A 25,016-nucleotide genomic window follows, 5' to 3' on the forward strand; every position below is an offset into this window, starting at 1 on the left:
GTTGCGGTGACGGCTGCGATGGCGGGGACGCAAGCGAGCGCCGGTGCCGCGTCCCGCAGCCCCGAAGAGGCACTGGCCGCTGCCGTCGTTCGCGTCAAGGGCCCCGGCGGCGAACTCGCCGGCGCCGGCTTCCTCGTCGCCCCCGACCTCGTGCTGACCTGCGCGCATGTCGTCAGCGACGCCCTCGGACGGCCCCGCGAGGACGAGGTCGAGGCCGGCACCGAGGTCTACATCGACCTTCCCTTCGCCTCGGGCGGTGGCGCGGCCGACGTCGAGCGCTGGGTTCCCGTACGGGACGACCAGACCGGCGACATCGCGGTCCTCCGCCTGCGCACGGCCATCCCCGGCGCCCACCCGGTGCACATGGCCGACACCGAACGGGTGTGGGGACACGACGTACGCGTACCGGGGTTCCCCCGGCGCTCCCCGGGAGGCGTCTGGCACTACGGACGGCTCCGCGGCGTCACCGCCGAGGGCTGGGTGCAGCTCTCGCAGGCGGATCCACACGGCGTGCCCGTCGAGGAGGGCTTCAGCGGCAGCCCGGTCTGGGACGAGCAACTGCGGGCCGTCGCCGGGATGGTCGTCGTGATCCAGCCCGGTGGAGTCCAGCAGAGCTTCCTGGTGCCCACCCGCACACTCGTCGCCGAACTGCCCGACCTCGCGCCCGTGGTGCGCCCCGCCTCTCCGTACCGCGGCCTGTCGACCTTCCAGGAGGCCGACTCCGAGGTCCTCTTCGGCCGCCGCGACGACATCGCCGACGTCACCGCGCTCCTCGCCGGGCCGGAGCCGTGCGTCACCCTCGTCGGCCCCTCCGGCTGCGGCAAGTCCTCGCTCGCCCGCGCCGGTGTGGTGCCGCGAATGCGTGAGCGGGGCCACGCCGTCCTCGTGGTGCGCGCCGGCGAGGACTCCTCTCTGCGGGCGGCACTCGCCTCGGAGCTCGTGACGGCCGTCCGTCCCGACCTGCGCGGGGCCGCGAGGGGGCAGGAGGCGCGGCAGGTCGAGGACCTCCTCGCGGAGCGCGGCCTCGTGGACGTCCTGCGCACCACCAGCGGGGAAGCGGAGCAGCGGCTGCTCGTCGTGCTCGACCAGGGCGAGGAACTCCTCGTGGAGCCGGATGGTGCGGTCGAGGAGGCCGTCCGGCTGCTGTTCCCCGAGCACCGGCCGGAGGGGCTGCGGGTGCTGGTCACCCTCAGGTCCGACCTCACGGACGCCGCCCTCAACCATCCGCACCTCGGCCCCGCTCTCGGCCGCGGCAGCGTGCGGCTGCTCGCCCCCATGTCCCGCGCGCAGCTGGAGCAGGTGATCCGCAGCCCCCTCGAAGTGACTCCCGCCGTCACCTACGAAGACGGGCTCGTGGAGCGGATGCTGGACGACGCGGGCGACGGCCCCGGCGCGCTGCCGCTGCTGGGGTTCGTCATGGCTCAGCTGTGGGACGGACAGGCCGGCGGCCGGCTCAGGTTCGACACCTACCGCGAAGTGGGAGGCGTACGGGGAGCGTTGGGCCAGTACGCCGAGACCGCCTGGCGCGGTTGCGTCCGCGAGGACAACGAAGCCGCGGCCATGCGGCTGCTCACCGACCTCGTCCGGTTCCTGCCGGGCGGCGACGCCCCGATACGCAACGCCCTGCGGCAGGAGGACGCGGGCGAGGAGCGCTGGCGGATCGCGACCGCACTCGCCGAGCGGCGCCTCCTCGTCCTGCGCGGCGGAGGCGGTGAGGCGGTCACCGCCGAACTCGCCCACGAGGCGCTGATCGGCGCCTGGAAGCGGCTCGAGGAACGGGTGCGCGAAGAACGCAGGTTCCTGGCCTGGCGGGCGGAGCTGCGGCACGACGTGGAGCGCGGACATCTGCTGGAGGACGAGCCGCTGGCGGAGGCGGAGCAGTGGGTGGCGCAGCGCGGTCCCGCACTGACCGACGCGGAACGCCGGTTCATCAAGCGCTCCGCTGATCGGCGTTCGGCACGGGAGGAACTCGCGCGGCGGCGACAACGGCAGAAGCGCTGGTTCATCGGCGGGCTCGCTCTTCTGACGGTGCTCGCGCTGGTCGCCTCCGGGCTGTTCCTTCGGCGCAACGCGCAGCTCGACGGACAGCTCCGGCGGTCGGCGTCCGAGCAACTGGCCGTGAAGGCCGAGCAGCTCGACGACGTGTCGGTGGCGACGTCTGCCCTGTTCTCGGCGGCGGCGTACCGGACGGCTCAGGATCCGGCGGCGCGCACCGCGCTGATCAGGCAGTATCTACGGCTCCGCCACGTGGAGCGCGTGGTGTGGGACGACCACGCCCCGGTCCGCGACGTCGCGATGAGCGAGGACGGCCGGCGGATCAACGTGGGCATGACCTCCGGTGACGCCGTCGGCCTGACGCTCGGCACGGACGAGGTACGCGATCGGGGCCTGCCGACGGGATCGAAGATCGTCGCGCTCTCGCCCGACGGGCGGATCTCCGCGCGGGCGTCCGTCAGCGGGAAGGTGTCCCTGGGAATCCGACCGGACGCGGGCGACGAGTGGCGCACGGTCGTCCTGCGGGACGGCGACGCCGTACGGGCTAACGCCCGCGCCGCCACCGATCTCCGCTTCGACGCCACTGGGGGCAGGGTGCTCGCCGCCCAGCCCGGCGAAGGCGTCCTCGTCTGGGAGTCCGAGAGCGGCCGGCGTGTGGGCGAGACGCTGCGCCCGCCGAAGGGCTGGCAGACCGGCCAGGCGTGGTTCGGCTCGGAGGGGACCGTGATCGGCCGGATCACCCAGGAAGGCGCGGCCGAAGGAGCCCAGGGCCGCCTGGTCCGCTGGAACCTCGGCACCGGCCGCCTGGACGCGGAGACCTGGGGAACGGACCTGACCGGCACCGTCACGGTGAGCGGCGACGGCCGGACGCTCGTGCGGTGCACCCCCGACGGGATCCTGCAGTCCTGGGACCTCACCGGTACGCCGAAGGTCCGCCACCAGTACAGCACGCGACAACTGGGCCTCGTCTGCCCGCTGTACACGCCGCGCCTGGACCGGACCGGCCGCTTCCTCCTCAACCCGGTGCAGCGTTACGGCGCCACTCTCGGCAGGTTCCGCTTTCTCGTCCTCGACCTGGCGCAAGGGCGCCCCGCGACCCTCGACCTGCCCGCGCCCGCGCAAGAGGACGATTCGTTCACCGGCAGCTCCCAGCCGCTCGCCGTGGCGCTCACCGGACCGCCCGGCAAGCTCAGGGCCGCGGTCGGTATCGGGGCGACGGTGATGGTGGCGCGGGTTCCGGTGCCGTCCGCGTTCGACAGCGCGATGCTCACCGCCCGGATCAGGACCGTGGACGCCGACCACGACCGCGTCGTCAGCGTCGACGCCGACGGCAACGGGCTGCGCCTGTGGGACCTGCGGACGCACCGCGCGCTGGCGGCGGTGCGGCCGTCCCGTCCGCTGGCCGCCCTGTACGGGACGTTCAGCCCCGACGGCACACGGGTCCTCACGCCGACGGCCGACGGCCGCACGGTCCTGGTCTGGGAGGTCAGCGGGAACACACTGAGAGAACAGGACCCGATCGATCTGCCGCGACCGCCCGGCATCGACCCCACGAGCGCGGACCCGCGCTCGGGGCGCACACCGGCGTGGATCACCCTGACCTTCGACGACCCGGACCATGTGGTGATCTCGGCGCTTTCGTACGTCGTGCGCTGGGACCTGGCGCGCGGCCGGGCGGTGGGCACGCCCTACCGGCCCAGGGCCCAGGAGCCGGTCGAGGTGTCGATCGCGGCCGCCGGCACCTGGGCGGTGGCCCGCCCGGGACACGGGCAGGCGGCGGTGCGCACACCCTCCGGGGACATCGACATCGTGATCTGGGACTTCGAGGAGGGCCGCGAGATCGAGTCGATCGACATCGAGGAGGCGGCCGTCGTCAAGCAGGTGGCCTTCGACCCGACCGGACGGTTCCTGGCGGTGCTGACCTACGACGGCGCCGTACGGGTGTGGGACATGGACCGGAAAGGCAAGCAGAAGTGGCGCGAGCCGCTGACGTACCGGGGTGTCCAATGGCTCGGTGCCTTCTCCTCGGAGTCCACTCTGAGCACCCAGAGCACGCTGAACGAGTACACGACCTGGGACCTGGGCAGCGGCACGGAGCGCTACCACTTCACACCCGGGTACGGCGCGACCGCCGACCTCACCGAGGACGGCACGTCCATGGGCCTCGTCGACGGCTCCGACGGCTTCGTCCTGGCACTCGATCCGGAGCGCTGGCTGGAGAAGCTGTGCGCGGTGGCGGGACGCGGCCTCACGGCGGGGGAGAAGGCCCTGACCCCGCCGGGCAGCCGGACGGACCCCGTCTGCGACTGAGCGGGTAGGCGCGAGGGTGCCGTCGGAGGACCGGCGACCTCCTTGTTACGCCACCCCCGTCCGCGGGTCCGCACGTCGGCGGCCACCCGACGTTGCGCGACGGCGCCCCGCTCGCGGGCCCGGGCCATGAGACCGCCGCCACCAGGACCGCGGCGGCCATCGGTGCGCGGGACCTCGCCCATGAGGCCCGAGCACCGCCCGGAAACAGTCGTTGACTCAATGGCCGTCGCGAATCGGCACCCCTGGCGCGAAGTGCGCGACAGCCTCCGCGAGGCGCCGCTTGTCGAGCCGCCAGCCGCTGACCGCACGGGAGGTCATAAGGACCTCGACCGGTACGGGCACCAGCGCTCCGCCCACGGCCCGGGAGACGGCGCCCCGACCGGGTCCGGGCAGCGACGGCGCGCCGTCACGGCGGCGGACGCCGACCCAGGGGATCGAGGCGTTCGGCACGCGCTGCCGCCACAGCACCACCTCCGTGATGTCCTCCCACGGGATGTGGACGGTGGTGGCCCGGTAGCGGAGGGGGGATCCACCGAGAAGTACGCCCGTTCCGTCGACGCGGAACGCCACTTTGCGCGTCAGAGCGCCCGCGGCCATCACCAGACCTCCTCCCGCGAACAGGACCGTGCCGGCGATGCGCAGGACCAGGGGAGTGCCGGTCCCGGGCATCAGCAGCACCGCGCTGAACAGCACCGCCAGGGCCAGGACCCCCGAGGTGCGGCGGTCGAATCCGTGGCGTGCTTCGTAGACGGCGTCCTCACTGTCGCTCATGACCGGATCATGGCAAGCGACTGGCCTTTCGGCCAGGGTTCCGACCCCATTCCGAGGACCGGACTGCCGCCGCCCTTCGAGCGGCAACGGCGGCAGGGCCCGCGCTTACCGACGCTCCGCACGGGCCGCGCCGGTCCCACGTTGATCAATCCCGGTCAACGTGTGCACCCCCCGAGGTTCGTCGGCCACAATGACCTGCGATGACCCATTCGCCGCCGCCCCAGCCACACCCAGCCCCCGCCTACGGCCCCTTCGCGCACCTCAGCACCCCCACCGCCGCCCTCTACCGGGAGATCATGCGGGTGTTCCTGCAGGCCAAGGAGCGGTACGCGGTCCACCTCCGCCCCGAGGACGTGCACGCGGCGCTGCCCGTCGCCGTGCGGCCCGCCGAGGCGGAGACCGTGGCGAAGGCGCTGGACAGCCTGAGCCAGCAGGCCTGGGGCAATCTGCGGGCCGATCCCGACACCGCCCGCGTCACCGCGGTCGAGGACTTCTACCGCAAGCGGTACGTGTACCAGCTCACCCAGGCCGGCGAAGCTGCGGAGGAGGCACTGGCCGCGTACGACCAGGCGCTCGGGCGGCGCGGCTCACTGCAGGCCGTGGCCCTGCACGACATCGTGACCCAGCTGCGGGCCCTGCTCGTGCTCGCCGCCGAGGACACGCCCGACCCCGCCAAGACCCACCTCGCCCTGGACGGGCTCGCCAGCCGCTTCGCCGCCCTCGCCGACAACGCCCGCGCCTTCATGGGCTCGCTGCAGCGCACCATCGACCTCCACGACGTCTCACAGGAGGCGTTCCTCGCCTACAAGGACCAGCTCATCCAGTACCTGGAGCGGTTCATCCAGGACCTGATCACGCTCGGCGGCCGCATCGCCCAGCTCATCCTCGAACTCGAGGACCGCATCGACGCCCTCCTGGTCACCGCCGCCGCCCGCGAGGCCGCCGACGCCTCCCCCGAGGCCGCCGAGAGCGCCCAGCACGAGGCGTACGAGCGCTGGCAGGCACGGTGGAGCGGACTCGGCGCGTGGTTCATCAGCCGCGACGGACGCGACTCGCAGGCCCGGCTGCTGCGCGGGCGGGCACTCGGAGCGATTCCCCAGCTCCTGGCCGTCGTCCGCGCGCTGAACGAACGGCGCGCCGGACGCTCCGACCGCTCCGCGGACTTCCGCACCCTCGCCCGATGGTTCGCGCAGGCCCCCGACGACGACGCCCGGCACCGGCTGTGGCGCTCCGCCTTCGGCCTCTATCCCGCCCGCCATCTCACCGTCGACGCGGACACCCTCGCCGCCCGCACCGCCCGGCCGCTGCCCGCCGCCACCCCCTGGGCCGAGGCCGAGCCCCTGCGGATCAGCCCCCAACTGCGCCGCACCGGCAGCTACGAGCGGCGCGGCAAACCCCGCAAGGTCGAGGACCGTTCCCAGGCCCGGCGCCGCCTCGCGGAGATCGCGGCCAAGCAGACCGCCGAGACCGCCGCGGCCCGCGCCCGGCTCACCACCGACGGCACCACCCGGCTCTCCGCGCTCGGCGAACTCGACCCGCTCGCCTTCGGCCTCTTCCTCCAACTGCTCGGCGACGCCCTCGCCACCTGGCGGCCCGGCATGACCCGCACCACCGCCACCAGCAACGACGGCTCGATGGAGATCCGCCTCAGTGCCCTCGGCGACGGCACGACCGCCGAGATCCGCACCCCCGGCGGGGTCTTCCGCGGCCCCGACCACCTGATCCACATCGTCGACCTCACCCAGGAGACGCCGTGAGCACCCCTCTCGCCGAGGTCCTGGACGGGCAGCGCGCCGCCGAACTCCGCAAGGCCGCCCGAGCCCTGCTCGCCCACCCGCTGCTCCTCGCCCACGGACCGCACGCCGACGCCTTCCGGCTGGTCCGGCAGCACGCGTCCGAACTGCGGGACTGGTTCGAGCGCAACACGGGCTGGGCCCTCGTCATCGACGCGGAGGCCGCCCGGCTGCGCAAAGCCCCCGGTGCCCTCACCGACCCCACCCACCCCGCACGCGAGGCGAGCCGCGCCGGCGCCCCCTTCACCCGCCGCCGCTACGTCCTGCTGTGCCTGGCGCTCGCGGCGCTGGAGCGCGGCGAGAAGCAGATCGCGCTCGGCCGCCTCGCCGAACAGGTCGTCCTCGACGCCGCCGACCCCCAACTAAGCGCCGCAGGGATCGAGTTCACCCTCGACCGGCGCGACGAACGCCTCGACCTCGCCGCCGTCGTCCGGCTGCTCCTCGCCCTCGGCGTGCTGCGCCGCGTCGCGGGCGACGAGGACGCGTACGTCAGCGGAGCGGGCGACGCGCTCTACGACGTCGAGCGGCGCGTGCTGGCCGGGCTGCTCGCCGCCCGGCACGGACCGTCCCTGATCCAGGAGCACGGCTTCGAGCAGCGGCTCGCCGCGCTGACCGCCGAGACCGCGCTCGACAGCGACGAACTGCGCTTCCGCGCCCTGCGCCGCTCCCTCACCCGCCGCCTGCTGGACGACCCCGTCCTCTACTACGACACCCTCACCGACACCGAACTCGCCTACCTCACACGCCAGCGCGGCTTCCTCACCGCCCGCATCACCGAACTCACCGGCCTCGTCCCCGAAGTCCGGGCCGAAGGCATCGCCATGATCGACCCCGACGACGACCTCACCGACGTCCGCATGCCCGAACAGGGCACACACGGCCACGTCACGCTCCTCCTCGCCGAACACCTCGCCGCCCGCCGGGGGCCGGTCACCACCGAGGAGCTGAAGCGCAAGGTGCGCGAACTCGCCGACGAGCACGGCGGGTTCTGGGCCAGGACCGCCCGCGAGCCGGGCGCAGAAGGCGAACTCGTCGAGCAGGCCCTCACCAAACTCACCGCCCTCTCCCTCGCCGTCCGCACCCCGGACGGGGTCGCGCCCCGCCCCGCCCTCGCGCGCTACGCCGTCGGCGAGACCGTCGTGCTCGAACCCGGAAAGACCGCCCGGCCAAGGACCGCCCAGCCCAGAACCACCCAGCCAAGGACCACGCAGCGATGACCGCCGCTCTCCCCGCCCCCCGCCATCCGTCGCCGGCCGCCGTCGGCGCCGGGCCCGGTCTGCCCCGCCCCGGCCGGTCCCGCTGGCAGCCGCTGCGCACCGGACTGGTGGACCTCTTCCTCTACGACACCGAGGAGTTCCACTTCAAGGACGGCCGCCTGCTGCTGCGCGGCAACAACGGCACCGGCAAGTCCAAGGTCCTCGCCCTCACCCTGCCCTTCCTCCTCGACGGCGACCTGTCCGCGCGCCGCGTCGAACCCGACGCCGACCCCGGCAAGCGCATGGAGTGGAACCTGCTGCTCGGCGGCGAGCACCCGCACCCCGAGCGCCTGGGCTACACTTGGATCGAGTTCGGACGGCGCGACGAGACCACCGGCGAGGAGCACTTCCGCACCCTCGCCTGCGGCCTCAAGGCCGTCTCCGGGCGCGGCATCGTCCGCCACTGGTTCGTCGTCACCGACCAGCGCGCCGGACAGGGGCTCGCCTTCCTCGACGCCACCGGAACCCCCCTGTCCCGCGACCGGATCGCCGAGGCCGTCACCGGCCACGGCATGGTCTACGACCAGGCGGGCGCCTACCGCAGGGCCGTGGACGAGGCCCTGTTCGGCCTCGGCGAACAGCGCTACGCCGCCCTGGTGGACCTCCTCATCCAGCTCCGCCAGCCGCAGCTGTCCAAGCGCCCCAACGAAGCCGCCCTGTCCAAGGCACTGACCGAGGCCCTGCCGCCCATGGACCAGGCCGTCATCGCCGACGTCGCGGAGGCCTTCCGCTCCCTGGACGAGGAGAAGGAGGAGCTGCGCTCCGCCGCCGAGGCCGAGAAGGCCGCCTCCGCCTTCCTCGACCACTACCGCCGCTACGCCCGCATCGCCTCCCGCCGCCGGGCCCGGCTGCCGCGCACCGAACACGCACGGTACGAATCCCTGCAACGCGAACTGTCCGAAGCGCGGACCGACAGGACCAGGGCGGAAGAGGAGCGCGCCGAGGCCGAGGAGCGCCTTGCCGCCCTGGAGGAGGCCGAGGCCCGGCTCAAGGCCCAGGACGCGGCCCTGCGCGAGGGCCCGGAGATGCGCAGCGCCCGCGAACTGGAGCAGGCCGCCCGGCACGCCCGGAACACCGCCGACGCCCGCGACCGCGCAGAGGACGACCGGCTGCAGGCCGAGCAGGTGCTCGCGCGGGCGCGGGCCCGCCTGACCGCCGCCGAGAACCGGCTCAACGCGGCCGGCAGCCAGGCCGCGCAGGCGCTTGCCGCAGTACGCGACGCCGCGACGGACGCCCGGGTGGAACTGCCCGAGGACCGGGAACCGGACCGCGACGCCGTCGCGGCGGCGGCGGACCGCAGGCGCCGAACCCTCGACCACGTGCAGGAACTCGCCGACGCGGCGGACCGCGCCGCGGCCGACCGCCTGGCCGCCTCCCGCCGTCTCGACGAGGCCGAGTCCGACCTCGCCCACACCCACGAGGACCACTCCCTCGCCCACGGCGCCGTCCAGGCAGCGGGTCGGGACCTGCTCGGCGCCGTGCGCGAGCGAGCCGCCGGATGGACGGAACTGGCGTACCCCGATCCCGTCGGCCTGCTGGACGAGCTCCAGGAGTGGACGGAGCACCTGAACGGGCCGTACCCGGCCCGGGAAGCGGCGGTCCTGGCCCACCGCGGGCGCTCCGGGGAACTGGCCGCCCGGTCCGCCGAAGTGACCCAGCGGCAGGGCGAGTTGAGCGGCAGGCGCCGTACCGCCGAAGCGGAACTCGGCATCCTGGAGTCCGGCGGCCGACGCGGCCCGCGGCCTCCGTACACCCGCACCCCCGGTGTACGCGACGGGGCGCCCGGAGCGCCCCTGTGGCGGCTGGTGGACTTCCGTGAAACGGTCCCCGAGCAGGACCGCGCCGGCATCGAGGCGGCACTGGAAGCGTCCGGGCTGCTGGACGCCTGGGTGCGCCCGGATGGCACCGCCCTGGGCGCGGACGGTCACGACATCCTGCTCGACCCGCCGCGCGGCCCCGTCCCCACCGGCGCCCTTGCCGAAGTGCTCCGGCCGGCCGTCGACGGAGGCGACGCGGCAGCCGCCGCCGTGGGGGAGGAGACGGTGGCCCGGCTGCTCGCCGCCATCGGCTACGGGCCCCACGACACCGCCCCGCACACCGACACCTGGGTTCACGCCGACGGCCGCTTCCGGACCGGCGCCCTCACCGGCCGCTGGGCCAAGCCCGCCGCCGAATACATCGGCGAGGGAGCCCGCGAAGAGGCCCGGCGCGCCCGCATCGCCGTACTACGAGCGGAACTCGCCGCTCTCGCCGGCGAGGAGGCGGCGGCCACCGCCGAGGCGCAGACCGTGGCGGCCCGCCGCCGCACGCTCGACGCCGAACTCGCCGCCGTACCCGACGACGCGCCGCTGCGACAGGCCCACGCCCGGCTGGAATCCGCCGCCCAGCAGACCGGCCGGGCCACACGACGCAGGAACGAACGGGCCACCGACCTCACCGAGGCGACCGGGCGGGCAGAACAGGCCACCGCCGAACTCGCCCGGACCACGGCCGATCTCGGCCTGCCCGCCGACCGCCCCGGACTCGCCGCCGTACGCCAGGCCCTGTCCGCACTCGACGTCGCCCTGGCAGTCCTCTGGCCCGCACTGCGCGAACGCACCGAGGCCGCCCGCACCGTCGAACAGGAACGCGGCGACGCCGCCCAGGCGGCCGAGCGCGCCGCAGAACTCGCCCTGCGCGCCGAGGAGGCCGGACACGACGCCGCAGCGGCCGACGAACGCCACACCACCCTGCGCTCCACCGTCGGGGCGGCCGTCGCCGAGCTGGAACGCCGCCTCGCCGAGACCGCCGCCGCCCTCGCCGCAAACGCCACGGGCCGAAAGAGCACCCAGCAGGCCCACACCGAGGCGGTCGAACGCGGGGGCAAGGCAGGAGGACGCATCGAGCAACTGGACCGGGACCTCGCCGAGTCCGTCGCCGCCCGCGCCACCGCGATCGCCGCCCTCCAGCGGTTCACCGGCACCGGACTGCTCACCGTCGCACTGCCCGGAACCGACGCGCCCCCGAACGACGCCGGGCCCTGGAGCGCCACCGCCGCCATCGCACTCGCCCGCGCCGTCGAGGCGGAACTCGCGGCCACCGACGACTCCGAGGCCGCCTGGGAGCGCGTGCAGAAGCGACTCGGAGAAGAGCTGAAGACCCTCCAGGACGCCCTGTCCCGGCACGGGCACTCCGCCGCCGCCCGCATGGTCGAGGACGGCATGGTCGTGGACATCGTCTACCAGGGCCGTGCCCGCGCCGTCCCCGAACTCGCCGACGCCCTCGCCGTCGAGGTCGGCGAACTGACCCGCATCCTGTCCTCCCACGAACGCGAGATCCTGGAGACCCACCTCATCACCGAGGTCGCCGGCACCCTCCAGGAACTGATCGGCGCGGCAGAGCGCCAGGTCGCCGCCATGAACGACGAACTGGAGCAGCGGCCCACCTCCACCGGCATGAAACTGCGCCTGGTCTGGCGGCCCTCCCGCAAAGCCCCCGCCGGACTCGCCCAGGCCCGCGCCCGACTGCGCCAGTCGGCCGACGCCTGGACACCCGAGGACCGGGCCGCCGTCGGCGAGTTCCTCGAAGCGCAGATCACCGCACGGCAGAGCGAGGACGCCTCCGGCAGCTGGCTGGAACACCTGACCGCCGCCCTGGACTACCGCACCTGGCACGAGTTCGGCATCGAACGCCACCAGCAGGGCCGATGGGTCCCCGCCACCGGCCCCGCCTCCGGAGGCGAGCGCGTCCTCGCCGTCTGCGTCCCCCTGTTCGCCGCGGCCTCCTCCCACTACGCCACCGCCGGCAACCCGTACGCCCCGCGCCTGGTCACCCTCGACGAGGCGTTCGCCGGCGTCGACGACGACTCCCGCGCCAAGTGCCTCGGCCTGCTCCACGCCTTCGACCTGGACGTCGTGATGACCAGCGAACGCGAATGGGCCTGCTACCCGCAGGTGCCCGGCATCGCCATCGCCCAGCTCTCGCGCATCGACGAGGTCGCCGCGGTGCTCGTCACCCGCTGGGAATGGGACGGCATGACGAGGGCACGGGCGGTGGACCCGGCGCGGCCGGGCACAGAACACGCCCCTGGGGAGCAGGAGTTCGGGGAGCTGAAGGGCCTGTGAACGTGCAGCCGGAAGCAGGCCGCACGACACCGCCTCCCCAGCAGCGCCCCAGCGACGCTCTGCAGGCGGAACCGGCGCGCGTGGACACCGTCCGCCTCACGCGCCTGCTCGGCGGCCCCGACCTCACCTGGCTCGTCGAACGGGCCCGCCGCCGGATGGAACGCGAGGAACCGCTCACCGGCAGCGTGTCCCTCAGCGCACCCACCGAGGCCCAGCGCCGGGCGGCCGAAAGCCTGCTGGGCCGGGCGCCCGGCGGCGGCCGCTCACTGACGATCCGGCTGGACTCCGTTGACGCCGTGCTGCGCCGCTCCGGCATCAGCCCGGACGGCCTCGCCGCCGCCGTCACGGCCCTCACCGGACCCGTGGTCCCCCTGCGCGATACGCGCGCCGACGAGGACCGCGCGTGGCAGGCGGCGTACGCGCGGCTGGACCAGCTACCCGGGCTCGCCGCCTGGGCTGCGCGGCTGCGCGCCGACGGTCTCGTACGGCGCCTCGCCCGCACACCCGAGACGGCCGGCGACCTGCTGGCGGCCACCGTCAGGGTCCTGAGCGAACTCCCCGCGGACCCCGCGGTCTCGCTGCCCGCCTTCGCCGCCCGGGTCCTCGGCTCCGCGCACGCCCTCGACGACGGAACACCACTGGCCACCCTCACCCTGTCCGGAATCCGCGCGCTGACCGGATTCCCCGACGGCTCCGGGACCGAGTGGCGACGCGCGGCATGGGCCTCGGCGGGACTGCTGCGCGACGAGCTGTCCTCCACGGTCCTCACCCTCGGCCTGCGCGGCACCCCCGCCCTGGACTGGCTCACCGCGAACGGCGAGCCAGCCGTGCTCACCCTCCGTCAACTCACCGCGGGTGCACCGCTGCTGACACCGGGGGAGGCGGTGCACGTCTGCGAGAACCCCGCGATCGTGGCGGCCGCCGCCGACGCGTACGGGGCGCACTGCCCACCCCTGGTGTGCCTGCAGGGCCAGCCCTCCGCCGCCGCCCTCACGCTTCTGCGCCGGATGGCGGACCAAGGTGCGAGCCTGCGCTACCACGGTGACTTCGACTGGGGCGGACTGCGCATCGCCGCCGCCCTCCTGGCCCGGGTCCCTTGGACTCCCTGGCGCTACAGGGCTGCCGACTACAGAGCTGCCGCCGACGACCGCGGTGTTCCCCTCACGGGTACACCTGCCGCCTCCCCGTGGGACCCGACACTCTCCGAGGCCCTTGCCGAGCTCGGGGTCCGCGTCGAGGAAGAGGCGGTGCTGGACGTCTTGCTGGACGACCTGGCGTCGGCAAGGTGAGCTTGGATTCGCCGCGCCTCGCCACCACTCGGTGCGCGCCCAGGTGCCGTGCGTGATGAGATCGACGGCGCCCAACACGGAGCGGATCTCGGCGTCCAGGCGGTCGAACTGCTGGGCGTCCCAACGGCGGGCGCTTGGGGCCGCACTGCTCTTCAAGTTCGCGTCAGGCGCCTTGACTTCCAGGAGGACCGGTACCGTCACGTGTTCTGGGTTCGCGCCCGACCGGGTCCTCACCCGGGGTAGGCATTGCGCCGGCGTCGAGCACGTCGTGTCGTCATCGTGGTCGGCCCGGTGCACGACCTTCATGCAGGGGCCTGCGAGGTCGGGGTCGGTCATCGGCGGGAGACCTGCCCGTCGGCGACCGCGATGGCGTCGTTGTGCAGCCGGGCCGCGGCCGCCACCTTCCGCAACCTCGCGATCGGCCTGGCCACCCCAACCGGCTGAGCCAGTCTGGCCGCAGCCGTCGACCGACCAGTACCGGTCACTCCCGGGTCACGCATTCGACCGGATCAAGCCTCGCCGCTGACAAGGCCCTCACCCTGCGGGACCGCCGCCCGCAGTTCCCGCACCAAGGCGCGCACGACGGCGGATCCGGCCAGTTCGGAGGTGGTGACGTAGCCAACCCGGCGGGTCGGGCGTGCCGGGCCGAGGTCGGAGATCTCGACGGAGTCCGGTGCCCCGACCAGGGAGAGCGCCGGCATGATCGCCATCCCGTGGCCTCCGCTCACCAAGGACAGCACCGCGCCGTCGTCCTCGGCCTCGACGGTCGCCTTCGGGATCCAGTCCTGCGCGGCCCACCACTCGCGGGTGTACGAGCCGCAGTTCTCGGCCCAGTCGACCAGCGGAAGCGAGCGGGGGGCGGCGTGACCCGTCGCGTGCACCAGGGCGTACGGCTCCTCAAGGAGTCCGCCTGCGACCAGACCTGGTGGGAGCGGTACGGAGCCGCCCAGGGTGGCAAGGGCAATGTCGGCCCTCCCGTCGGCCACTTCGCCCGCGGTGCCGCGCCCCACCTCGCGTACGATCCGAACCCGCGGCTCGATCCCGGGGTGCCGGGCGCGCAGCCGCCGCAGCACGGGCGGCAGCAGGTGGAGAGCCGCGCTGCGGAAGGCCGCGATCCGCAGCGGCCCCTCCACGGCATCGGGCCGGCCCGCGCCGCGCGCCTCGGCGGTCAGGACGTCCAGCAGGCGGAGGACGCGGCGGGCGTGCGCGACGGCCTTCTCCCCGGCAGGAGTGGGGCGGGCGCCGGTACGACCGCGTTCGAAGAGGACGGCCCCGATCTTGCGCTCGCTGCCGCGCACCGAGTGGGAGACCGCGGACTGGGTCAGCCCGAGAGTGCCGGCCGCGGCCGAGAAGCCGCCGGTGTCCGCGACCGCCACCAGGACGCGCAGTTCGTGCGGGGCGAGATCGGAGTCGGTCGTACGGGCCACGGGGCGTTCACCTCAGCGTATGAGAGCTGCTCATGGAACGGTGCGTCGCATGAGCCCAACCGGCTGCCCAGGCGGCGCATTCCCGCCCTACCGTCCGGTCATGAACGAGACCGCGCTCACCGTGCACCAGACCGCCCGCCCACACGGCTTCCCCACCGCCGGGCACTTCGCCGTCGTCGAGTCCACGCTTCCCAAGCCCGCGGCCGGCAGCGCGCTCGTGGAGAACCTCTACTGGTCCGTCGACCCTTACCACCGCGAGATGATGGACGACATGCCCGGCGGCTTCACGCTCCACGCACCACTGGAAGGCCGCACCATCGGGCGGGTGACCGCCTCGCGCACGCCTGCGCTGGCCGAGGGCGAGATCGTGTTCCACCGGCAGGGCTGGCGCACGCACGCGGTGGTCACGCCCGAGGAGATCCGGCGGCTGCCCCGTTTCGACGGAGTCCCCCTCACCGCGTACTTGAGCACCCTCGGCGGCACCGGCCTGACCGCTTATGTGGGCCTGACCCGGATCGCCCGGCTCCAGGAGGGCGAGGACCTGTTCGTGTCGGCCGCCGCGGGCGGCGTCGGCACGGCGACCGGGCGGTTCGCCAGGCTGCTCGGCGCAGGACGGCTCGTGGGCAGCGCGGGCTCGTCGGCGAAGGCCGGACACCTCATGCGGGAGGTGGGCTACGACGCCGTCTTCGACTACCACGACGGGCCGGCCGCCGACCTCCTCGGCAAGGCCGCGCCTGACGGCATCGATGTGTTCGTCGACAACGTCGGCGGCGAGCAACTGGCCGCGGCGGTGGGATCCCTGCGCGAGTTCGGGCGCGTCGTCCGCATCGGCACGATCAGCCAGTACAACACCCCCGACGCGCCGCCGCCGCGCTTCAACCACGCGGACATCGTGGAGAAGAGCATCCGTATGGAAGGCTTCCTGGTCCGCAACTACCGCGACCTGCAGGATGAGTTGTACGAGTTCGCGGTGCCGCATCTGCAAAGCGGCCGGCTCGCCTCGGACGAGACGGTGGTCGACGGTTTCGAGCACATCGTGGACGCGTTCCTGGGAATGCTGCGCGGCGAGAACACCGGCAAGATCATCGTCCGGGACCGCACGCAAGCCCCGCGGCTCACCTGCGGTGGGGAAGGCTCCAGTGGTGCGGTGCGATGAGCCGCCGGACGCTGTCCGGGCCCAAGGAGCCCGGCGCGTAGAGATCGACCGGGGCGGTCTCCAGCAGCGGGGTGGACGCCTCACAGAGGCGCTCGACGCCGTCGGAGCGGGTCAACAGGGACTGGTCGCCCAGCATCCCGTCCAGGAGGAGGCGCTCGTAGCCCTCGAGCGCGTGCATGGTGTTGAAGGAGTCGGCGCAGCCGAGGACCATCTCCGCCGTGCTCAAGGGGCATGACGGGGCCTGGTTCCTTCACCGGGAAGGAGGCGGTGATCCGGCTCGGGTCGTCGAAGTCGATCACCAGGGCGTCGCTGCGGGCCTCGGAGCGGCCCCGCGCGGTCGGCGGGAACATGCGCAGGGCCGGTTCCCGGAAGCCGAGCGTCCGACGTGCCGCGCCTCACCGAGGGACTTGCCCGAACGCAGAGAGAGGGGCACCCCGGGCGGCTCTCCTCGGCGACCCTGCCGCTGTGGTGCCCCAAAGTCCCCGAAGGCCGCGAGGTGCTGCCGCTGCTCTACCCGCACGGACTCTCCACCCGGAACTTCGTGCCCGCGCCGGAGAGGTCCGCAGTTCCGCCACCGGACCGTCGTCGGCCACCGTCGACCGGCTGACCGCGCAGTGGCAAGCCGATCACCAGGTCTTCAGGGACCGCGACCTCTCACCAACGGACTCGCAGGCGCCCTGCACCCGGAGTGACCAAGGACACCCAGCGCTCCCCCGGCCGGGCGGAGCGTGGACAATGGCCGGGCCGCTCCGGGCCGTCACCCCGAGGCCGAAGCGGGGACAGCGTTCGCGGTAGACGAGAGGCCCGGCGACATGGGTGCACCACCATTGCTAGAGCTCAGCGGCGTCAGCCGGGTCTACGGCAAGCGCACCGCGCTGGCCACCATGAACCTGCGACTGCGGTCCGGGAAGTGCGTGGCGCTGCTCGGCCACAACGGCTCCGGCAAGTCGACACTGCTGCGCATAGCGGCCGGCCGCGACAAGCCGAGCACCGGCACGGTGACGTTCGACGGCGAGCCGATGAACGAGAACGACCCCGCGGTCCGGGCCCGGGTGGCGGTGGTCGGCGACACCGCGGCCTGTTACCCCGACCTCACCGTGCGCGAGCATCTGCAGCTGGTGGCGGTGGCCCACGGGGTGGAGGACGCCGGCGACTGGATCGGCCACGTACTGGCCGAGCGGACGCTGACCGACCACGCCGACGCCCTGCCGGGGGCACTGTCCTCCGGGCAGCTCCAGTCCCTGCTGCTGGCCTCCGCGATGGTCCGGCCGCGCGACCTGCTCCTGCTGGACGAGCCGGAACAGCGACTCGACCCGGGCGCGCGGCGGCGGCTGGCGGACCTGATCAAGAAGGAGACCGCGGACGGCGTGGGGGTGCTGCTGGTGACACACCACGCGGAACTGGCCCAGGCGGTCGCCGACCAGGTGCTGGTCCTCGCCGACGGCAAGGTGGTGGCCGACGGCCACCCGGACGAGGTGCTCGCCACCGGGACCGACGGACTGACCTGGCTGGCCGAGAGCCCGGACGGTGCCCGGTGACCACCCTTGCCGAAGGGGCCGAGGAGACGGGCGAGCACTCCGCGGCCTGGTCCGACGAGGACGACTGGACGCGCGAGACGCTGCGGCTGATCCGCGACCTGCGCACCCCGCACCGCCGCAAGAGGACCAGCCAGATCGCCTACGCCGTGTACTGCGTGGCTCTGCTCCTCGCGGTGTGGGGAGGGCTGCCGAGCCTGGGGCTGTTCCTCGAGAAGTCGATGGGCGCCGACTACTCCGGTCACGGACCGGCGATCCTGGCCGCGCTGCCGGCCGGGTCCTGCGCGCTGGGGCTGGGATGGCTGCTGGTCGCCTCCTGGGACGCCCAGTGGCGCGGGCCGGTGGTGCCGCCGCGCGAGACCGTGGACTGGCTGCTGGCCCAGCCGGTGAACGTCGCCCGGGTGCTGCGGCCGTGGTTCTGGGGGTCGGCCGCCATCGCGGGCGGCGCCGGGCTGCTGGTCTCGGTGATCGGCATGATCGCGCTGGGCCTGACGGTCGGTGTCGGGCTGCCCGCCGCGTTCGGCTGGTGCCTGCTGGGCGGCAGCGGTCTGCCGCTGCTGGCGACCGCACTGGCCACCGCGGTGGAGGGCAGCGAACGGGTGGCCCGCTGGGCCCGGCTGGCCACTCCGTACGTCGCCATGGCGGTGCTGGCGCTGGTGGCGCAGACCGTGCTGGCGGTCAGGGGCGACCGGCTGCCCGGGCTGGAGCGGGTGGAGCTGTGGTCCGGGCCCTGGGGCTGGGCAGGGCTGGCCGCGCTGGCCCCCACACCGGCCGCGCTGCCGGGCGGCTGGGCCGCGGGCGTCCTGCTGACGGGCGTGGTGGCCGGCGCTTTGGCCGCGGCACACCGCTTCACCGGGTCGCTGGCGCTGTCCGCGGTACGGCGGCGATCGCGGACCGCGACCGGCGTGATGGCCGCGCTGCGCACGGTGGAGTTCCGTACCGCGCGGCAGGCGGTGGCCGGGGTCACCGGCGGGGGCCGGTCGGTGCGATGGAGGTTGCCGGCGCCCCGCCGGGCCGAACTGGCGGTGCCGTGGCGGGACACACTCGCGCTGCTGCGGACCCCGGGCCGGCTGGGCCGGGCAGTGGTGCTGGGGGTCCTGGCCGTACTGGGCGCGGTTCTGGCGGCCTCGGCGCACGGCGGGACGGGCGTGACGGCGGCGCTGGCCGCACTGGTCTTCGGCTACTGGTCGCTGACCCAGCTGATGGAGCCGGCCCGGGTGGAGACCGACGACACCCGTCGCGCGTCGTGGGCGCCGTATCCCTACCGGGGCCTGATGCTGCGGCACACGGCGGTGCCCGTCGTGTTGGGGCTGGTGGTCGCCCTGGTGGCGGCGGCGGTGCTGGCCGGGGAAGGCGCGGGGGCCCGCGCGTGGCTGGCACCGGCCCTGGTGCCGCCGCTGGTGGGCGCTTCGCTGGTCAACGCCTGCCGGGGGGCGACCAAGCACCATCTGCTGATGTCGTCGGCCCAGTCTCCGGCCGGCAGCATGGGCCCGGTGCTGTTCCTGGGCTGGTACGGCGCCGGGGCGCTGGCGGCGGTGGTCACGCTGGTCGTCCCGTTCCTGACCGCGCTGCATTCCGGCTCGGCCGCCTCGATCGTCACCGCTGTCGTGGCCAGCGCCATGGTGACGGTGATCATGGTGCGCTGGGCGGTCACGCGGATCGGGAACCTGACGGCTCCCCTGGCGGACTGACGGGTGGGGTGCCGCCGGGCCCCCCGCCTCAGGCGGTGAGCCGGCGACGCCCGCCGCGGCCGTCCGTCGAGGCCCGGCCCCTCCAGAGGAACGCTCACTTCCGGTGCGGAAGGCTCCAGTGGTGCGGCGCGATGAGATGCCGGACGCTGTCCGGGCCCCAGGAGCCCGGAGCGTACGGCTCGACCGGGGGCGGGTTCTCCAGCAGCGGGGTCGACGCCTCCCACAGGCGCTCGATGCCGTCCGAGCGGGTGAACAGCGACTGGTCGCCCAGCATCGCGTCCAGGAGCAGGCGTTCGTAGCCCTCCAACGCGTGCATGGAGTTGAAGGACTCCGCGTAGCTGAAGACCATCTCCGCCCTGCTCAGGCGCATGGCGGGGCCCGGGTCCTTCACCAGGAACGAGGCCGTGATCCGGCCCGGGTCGTCGAAGTCGATCACCAGCGCGTTGCTCCGGTCCCCGGCGTGGCCGCGCGCGGCCAGCGGGAACATCCGCAGCGCCGGTTCCCGGAAGCCCAGGGTCACGACATGCCGCGCCTCGGCCAGGGACTTGCCCGAGCGCAGGTAGAACGGCACCCCCGCCCAGCGCCAGTTGTCGATCCCCACCCGCAGCGCGACGAACGTCTCGGTGTCCGACTTCGGGTCCACGCCCGGCTCGGACCGGTACCCCTCGTACTGCCCGCGGACGACATGCGCCGGGTCCACGGGCTGCAGCGACTCGAAGACCTTCTCCTTCTCGTCCCGCAGGGACTGCGCCTGGAGCGCCGTGGGCGGCTCCATGGCGATGAATCCCAGCAGCTGGAAGAGATGGGTGACGATCATGTCGCGGAACGTGCCGGTGCCTTCGAAGAACTGCGCACGGCCCTCGATGCTGATGCTCTCCGGCACGTCGATCTGCACATGGCTGATGTGGTCGCGGTTCCAGACCGGCTCGAAGAGGCCGTTCGCGAAGCGCAGGGCGAGGATGTTGTCGACCGACTCCTTGCCGAGGAAGTGGTCGATGCGGAAGACCCGGGACTCGTCGAAGACGGCGTGGATCGACGCGTTGAGCGCCCGTGCCGAGGCGAGGTCCGTGCCGAAGGGCTTCTCCACGATCACCCGGGCGTTCTCGGAGAGCCGGCTCGCCCCGAGCGTCTCCACCACGGACGTGAAGGCGCTCGGCGGCACCGCCAGGTGGAACAGCCGCCGCGGCTTGCCTCCGACGGCCCGCTCGCCCTCCTGTACGGCCGCGATCAGCGGGCCGGCGGCGCCGGCGTCGCACGCGCCGAACGACAGCGCGGCCTCGAACTCCTCCCACGCCCGGCCCTGGGGCTTCGACCGGCCGAACTCCGCGACCGCGTCCCGCGCGTGCTTGCGGAACTCCTCGTCGCTCAGCGCGCTCTGGGCGGGCGCCGAGCCGACGATGCGGTAGCGGGCCGGGAGCAGCCCCGCCTTGGCGAGGTGGAACAACCCCGGCAGCAGCTTGCGCCGGGCGAGGTCGCCGGTCGCGCCGAACAGCACCACGACGTGGTCCTCGGGGACCGGGCCGTGAGTGGGGGAGGAGGAAGCCTGGGACATGGCGGCCTCACCCGGTCTTCTCGGCGTGGCCGCCGAACTCGCCGCGCATCGCGGACAGCACCTTGTCGCCGAACTCGCCCAGTCCGCGCGACGCGTACCGTTCGGCCAGCGAGGCGCTGATGACGGGGGCGGGCACGCTCTCGTCGATCGCCGCCTGGATGGTCCAGCGGCCCTCGCCGGAGTCCGAGACCCGGCCGGTGAACTGGTCGAGCTGCGGTGAGCGGGCCAGCGCGTCGGCGACGAGGTCGACCAGCCAGGAGCCGATCACGGAGCCGCGCCGCCAGACCTCGGCGACCTCGGCCACGTCGATCTCGTACTGGTACGCCTCGGGCTCGCGCAGCGGCGCCGTCTCGGCGTCGACGTCCCTGCGGCCGAGCCCCGCGTCCGCGTGCCGGATGATGCTGAGGCCCTCGGCGATGGCCGCCATCATCCCGTACTCCACCCCGTTGTGGACCATCTTCACGAAGTGGCCGGCGCCGCTCGGCCCGCAGTGGAGATAGCCCTCCGGCGCCGTCCCGTCCGTCCGGGTCCTGCCGGGCGTGGGCTCGGCGTCCCCGCGGCCGGGCGCGATGGTGCGGAAGATCGGGTCCAGCCGCGCCACGGGCTCGTCCTCGCCGCCGATCATCAGGCAGTAGCCGCGGTCGAGCCCCCAGACACCGCCGGACGTGCCGCAGTCGACGTAGTGGATCCCCTGCGGGGCGAGCTGCCGGGCGCGGGCCATGTCGTCGCGGTAGTAGGAGTTGCCGCCGTCGATGACGGTGTCGTCGGGCTGCAGCAGCGCGGTCAGCTCGTCGAGCGTCGACTGCACCGCCCCCGCCGGGACCATCAGCCACACGTTCCGGGGCGGTGCCAGCTTCTGCACGAAGTCCTGGAGGGAGGCGGCGGCCGTCGCGCCCTCCTTCTCCAGTTCCAGCATGGCGTCCCGGTTGAGGTCGTGGACGACGCACGGATGGCCGTCGCGCATCAGCCGGCGCACGAGATTGGCGCCCATGCGGCCGAGGCCGATCATGCCGAGTTGCACGGGTGAGTCAGTGGCCATCGTCGGTTACCCCGTTCCTCGGCGGACTCCGGCGGGCCGGAGTCCTGTTGTCCCACGCCTCAGGGCGACTCCTTGGAAATCTACATATTCACGACATTTGGTGCGATGAGAGGAATATCGTCCGTCGACCGGGGCGCGACGGACGAGGGCGCCCTGACCTGTGATTCCCCTTCGCGGCAGGGGCGGCGCCGCGGCGGGAGAGCCCCTGCCGCACTGCGCCGTCCCGGTGACGCAACCGTTGTGCCGCCCCGCTCGGCGGCCTACCTCAGCCCGCGACGCGGCAGTTCCGCCACGCCGTGGCCAGGGCCCGGGGGATCTGCGTGATGGCGCGGCAACCGCCCTCGCTCGCGGGGAAGCCGTCGGTGGCGACGTAACTCCAGTCGCTCCCGGAGGAGGCGCGGAAGTACTTCATGGCACTGCCCTCGTCCTGCAGGCCCACCAGCTCGCCCTCGGTCGCGCCCCCGGTGGGCTGGAACTGGGCGGCGGCATAGCGGACCGTGCCGCACTGGCCGTAGAAGAACCGCCCCGGCGCCGGCGCGATGTGCACGAAGCGCGGGAAACCGCGCTGGTACGCCCGCGTCACCGCGGCCTTGGCCTCCCCGCCGGCGGCCAGGTTGCGGCAGCCGGGGACGGAGGCCGGCGCCTGCCGGGTGGCGGCGGTGGCCTTGGGGGTGGTGGAGCGGGACGACGGCGCCGCCGAGGTGGAGGTGCTCGCCGACGCGGAGGCGGAGGCGCTAGCCGAGGCGGAGCCACTCGCCGAGGCGGAGCCACTCGCCGAGGCGGACGCCTCCGCCGAAGGCGAAGTGGACGTGACAGCGGCGGAGTCGGAGCCGGAGGAACCGGTGCACCCCGTCAGCAACAGGAGACCGCCCAGCAACGCAGCGGCTATGGACACATCTTTGGATCCGGACAACGTGACGCTCCCTGCTGGTTGATGAATTTCATGCGTGCGGCCTCGGCCGACGGCGGCGGTGACTCGCTCGCCACTCACTACTACGCCGCGGCCCCGACGGGTTGCACAGGAAGCCGCATCAACGATTGCGATTCCGCATACGCGCACACCGCGCGCCCACATATCGGGTTCGGGTGACGGACCCTGCGGGTCCAAGGAGACACGATCCGCCGGCGCCCTGCGGAAGCCGCAGAAGCCCTCTGCGAGACGCCGGGGGCGTCTGGCAGAGGGCTTCGCGGGCTCACGCCGTCGCTACTGCAGGGCGCTGTCCCAGTCTCGGTGGGGGGTCGTCATGGTGGTGCCAGTGCTGGTGAAGTTCCAGAGACCCTGGCGGGTGCGGCCGTCGGCGGTGGTGCCGTAGTCATACCAAACGGCCAAGTCGTCCTTGTCGTCACCGTTGGCGTCGCCGGAGACGGGCTGGCTGGCATTCCAGTTCCAGCTGGTGGCGCCGCTGTCCCAGGCGGTCCTGGGTGTCTGGAGGGTGTCGCCGTTGCTGGTGAACGTCCACAGCTTGCTGTTGTATTTGCCGTTGATCAGACCGTAGTTGTAGAGGATGCCTATGTCGGTTTTGCCGTCGCCGTTGTAGTCGCCGGTCACAGGCTTGCTGGCGTCCCAGCTCCAGGGCGTGCCGTCCCAGACGACCTTCGGCGTCTGGAAGGTGTCGCCGTTGCTGGTGAACGTCCACAGCTTGCTGCGGTAGTCGCCGCCGGTCTGACCGTAGTTGTAGAGGATGCCGACGTCGTCCTTGCCGTCACCTGTGAAGTCTCCGGAGATGGGCTTGCTGGCGTCCCAGCTCCAGCTGGTGGCGCCGCTTTCCCATGCGACCTTGGGTGTCTGGAAGGTGTCGCCGTTGCTGGTGAACGTCCACAGCTTGCTTTGGTTCTTGCCGTCGATCAGACCGTAGTTGTAGAGGACGCCGACGTCGTCTTTGCCGTCACCTGTGAAGTCTCCGGAGACCGGCTTGCTGGCGTCCCAGCTCCAGCTGCTGGCCCCGCTTTCCCATGCGACCTTGGGTGTCTGGAAGGTGTCGCCGTTGCTGATGAACGTCCACAGCTTGCTCAGGTTCTTCCCGCCGGCCTGGCCGTTGTTGTAGAGGACGCCGACATCGTCCTTGCCGTCCCCGTTGTAATCGCCCGAAGTGAGCTTGCTTGAAGTCCAGGTCCAGCTGATCGCCCCGCTGTCCCATACCACGCGCGGGCTACGGTACGCCGTGCCGTCACTGTCGAAGACCCACAGGCTGCTCTGACCGCGGCCCTGCGCGTCCTTGCCGTAGTCGTACAGTGCCGCCACGTCGGTCTTGCCATCACCATCGAAGTCACCGGCCGTGACCTGCGCCTGTTGCGGCATGGACCGAACCTGCTGGATCCACGCGCTCAGGTCATCGATCCGTGTGCTGACCGCGCCGGTCCTCGTCTCGGTGCCCTCCGTCCCCCAGCAGCCCCCCTGCCACGACCTGCTGTTGACAGCGACGAGTTCGGCCTTGCCGCTTCTTTCGATGACGAGGGGGCCACCTGTGTCGCCCGCGCACATGGCGTCGCCGTTCTGGCCGGTGACCGCGAGACTGCCGCTGTCGACGGCATCGACGACGAAAGTGCCAGTGTGTTGCTTGAGCGGAGACCACTCCGTCTTGGTCCGGCCGAAACCCACCGCCTTGAGCGTCTCACCCACGGCAGGCGGCGCAATGGAGAGGGCGACCGGGGTGATCCCCGTGGCCGGCTGCGCGAGGCGTGCCATGACCAGATCGCGCCCCTGGTACGGGACGAGCTCGGTGACCGTGGTGACCAGACCCGCTGCGGTCGTGAGGTCTGTGCGGCCGACGGTGACCTTGGTGGACTTGGCGGGCAGACCCGCCGCGGGTACGGAGCCGGACGCGGGATCGTCCACGAAACAGGACCCGGCCGTCACGACCCACTGGGGGTCGACCAGGACACCGGAGCAGCCGCGATCATGGTCGCCGATGATGAGCTGCGCGGTGTAGGCGTAGGTGGTGTCACCGGAGGCGACCGCAGTGCCGTTCGCAGCGGTAGCGGGCACAACGGTCAGTACGAGAGATCCCGCGATCAGGGATGTGGCCAGTGCGCCGAGACGCACGGGTTGGGCCTGTGGCATGTGTGAGTTCCTTGGTGGCAGATCGAGCGCAACGCTTG

The 25,016-nt window shown here is 73.1% G+C and carries 15 protein-coding genes and 1 pseudogene; 8 read left to right on the forward strand and 8 right to left on the reverse strand.

The annotated features are described in order from the left end of the window. Positions 1–18 precede the first annotated feature (18 nt). Complete coding sequence (locus PV342_RS21390; RefSeq protein ID WP_500318391.1) at positions 19–4,305, forward strand: nSTAND1 domain-containing NTPase; 4,287 nt, start codon at positions 19–21, stop codon at positions 4,303–4,305. 216 nt (positions 4,306–4,521) lie between these two features. Here the strand turns inward: PV342_RS21390 and PV342_RS21395 are convergent, their stop codons facing one another. Then, positions 4,522–5,076 (reverse strand): hypothetical protein, encoded by a 555-nt coding sequence (locus tag PV342_RS21395; protein WP_500318392.1) that lies wholly within the window; start codon positions 5,074–5,076, stop codon positions 4,522–4,524. 200 nt (positions 5,077–5,276) lie between these two features. Here PV342_RS21395 and PV342_RS21400 point away from each other — a divergent pair, with 200 nt between their 5' ends. The 4 genes from PV342_RS21400 to PV342_RS21415 all read left to right on the forward strand — a co-directional run bounded on the left by PV342_RS21400 (position 5,277) and on the right by PV342_RS21415 (position 13,517). Further along, complete coding sequence (locus PV342_RS21400) at positions 5,277–6,833, forward strand: TIGR02677 family protein (protein ID WP_500318393.1); 1,557 nt, start codon at positions 5,277–5,279, stop codon at positions 6,831–6,833. Continuing rightward, a complete protein-coding gene (locus tag PV342_RS21405; RefSeq protein WP_500318394.1) occupies positions 6,830–8,086 on the forward strand; it encodes a TIGR02678 family protein in 1,257 nt (418 codons plus the stop codon). The genes PV342_RS21400 and PV342_RS21405 overlap by 4 nt, the downstream gene beginning before the upstream one ends. Beyond that, complete coding sequence (locus PV342_RS21410; protein WP_500318395.1) at positions 8,083–12,228, forward strand: TIGR02680 family protein; 4,146 nt, start codon at positions 8,083–8,085, stop codon at positions 12,226–12,228. Before PV342_RS21405 ends, PV342_RS21410 begins: the two co-directional genes overlap by 4 nt. 80 nt (positions 12,229–12,308) lie before the next feature. Then, positions 12,309–13,517 carry a TIGR02679 family protein gene (locus tag PV342_RS21415; RefSeq protein WP_500318396.1) on the forward strand — a complete coding sequence of 403 codons (1,209 nt, stop codon included), beginning with the start codon at positions 12,309–12,311 and terminating at the stop codon, positions 13,515–13,517. 111 nt (positions 13,518–13,628) lie between these two features. Here PV342_RS21415 and PV342_RS21420 read toward each other — a convergent pair. Next, positions 13,629–13,853: pseudogene (locus tag PV342_RS21420) on the reverse strand (Ca2+-dependent phosphoinositide-specific phospholipase C); the annotation flags it as partial. Between the two features lie 173 nt (positions 13,854–14,026). Further along, on the reverse strand, positions 14,027–14,944 hold the full coding sequence (locus tag PV342_RS21425) for a LysR family transcriptional regulator (protein WP_500318397.1): 918 nt from the start codon (positions 14,942–14,944) through the stop codon (positions 14,027–14,029). Positions 14,945–15,044: 100 nt separating this feature from the next. Between PV342_RS21425 and PV342_RS21430 the strand changes: the two genes are divergently transcribed. Continuing rightward, entirely contained in the window at positions 15,045–16,100 is a 1,056-nt protein-coding gene (locus tag PV342_RS21430; RefSeq protein WP_500318398.1) for an NADP-dependent oxidoreductase, read from the forward strand. Here the strand turns inward: PV342_RS21430 and PV342_RS21435 are convergent. After that, positions 16,060–16,326 carry a hypothetical protein gene (locus PV342_RS21435; protein ID WP_400807213.1) on the reverse strand — a complete coding sequence of 89 codons (267 nt, stop codon included), beginning with the start codon at positions 16,324–16,326 and terminating at the stop codon, positions 16,060–16,062. The genes PV342_RS21430 and PV342_RS21435 overlap by 41 nt on opposite strands. A gap of 586 nt (positions 16,327–16,912) precedes the next feature. Here PV342_RS21435 and PV342_RS21440 point away from each other — a divergent pair. Together PV342_RS21440 and PV342_RS21445 are read left to right on the forward strand one after the other, a co-directional pair. Next, positions 16,913–17,638 carry an ABC transporter ATP-binding protein gene (locus PV342_RS21440; protein ID WP_500318399.1) on the forward strand — a complete coding sequence of 242 codons (726 nt, stop codon included), beginning with the start codon at positions 16,913–16,915 and terminating at the stop codon, positions 17,636–17,638. After that, entirely contained in the window at positions 17,635–19,326 is a 1,692-nt protein-coding gene (locus PV342_RS21445; protein ID WP_500318400.1) for a hypothetical protein, read from the forward strand. Before PV342_RS21440 ends, PV342_RS21445 begins: the two co-directional genes overlap by 4 nt. Before the next feature lie 94 nt (positions 19,327–19,420). Here the strand turns inward: PV342_RS21445 and zwf are convergent, their stop codons facing one another. The 4 genes from zwf to PV342_RS21465 form a co-directional block, all read right to left on the reverse strand. Further along, positions 19,421–20,878 (reverse strand): glucose-6-phosphate dehydrogenase, encoded by a 1,458-nt coding sequence (gene zwf / locus PV342_RS21450; RefSeq protein WP_500318401.1) that lies wholly within the window; start codon positions 20,876–20,878, stop codon positions 19,421–19,423. A gap of 7 nt (positions 20,879–20,885) precedes the next feature. Continuing rightward, positions 20,886–21,917 (reverse strand): phosphogluconate dehydrogenase (NAD(+)-dependent, decarboxylating), encoded by a 1,032-nt coding sequence (gene gnd, locus PV342_RS21455; protein ID WP_500318402.1) that lies wholly within the window; start codon positions 21,915–21,917, stop codon positions 20,886–20,888. A gap of 265 nt (positions 21,918–22,182) precedes the next feature. Next, the gene (locus PV342_RS21460) at positions 22,183–22,830 is read right to left on the reverse strand and encodes a hypothetical protein (RefSeq protein ID WP_500318403.1); all 648 of its coding nucleotides are present in this window, start codon (positions 22,828–22,830) and stop codon (positions 22,183–22,185) included. A gap of 291 nt (positions 22,831–23,121) precedes the next feature. Next, positions 23,122–24,978, reverse strand: a complete 1,857-nt coding sequence (locus PV342_RS21465; RefSeq protein ID WP_500318404.1) for an FG-GAP-like repeat-containing protein — start codon at positions 24,976–24,978, stop codon at positions 23,122–23,124. Positions 24,979–25,016: the final 38 nt, after the last annotated feature.

It is taken from the genome of Streptomyces sp. PA03-3a (assembly GCF_033792735.1).
Taxonomy (GTDB): Bacteria; Actinomycetota; Actinomycetes; order Streptomycetales; family Streptomycetaceae; genus Actinacidiphila.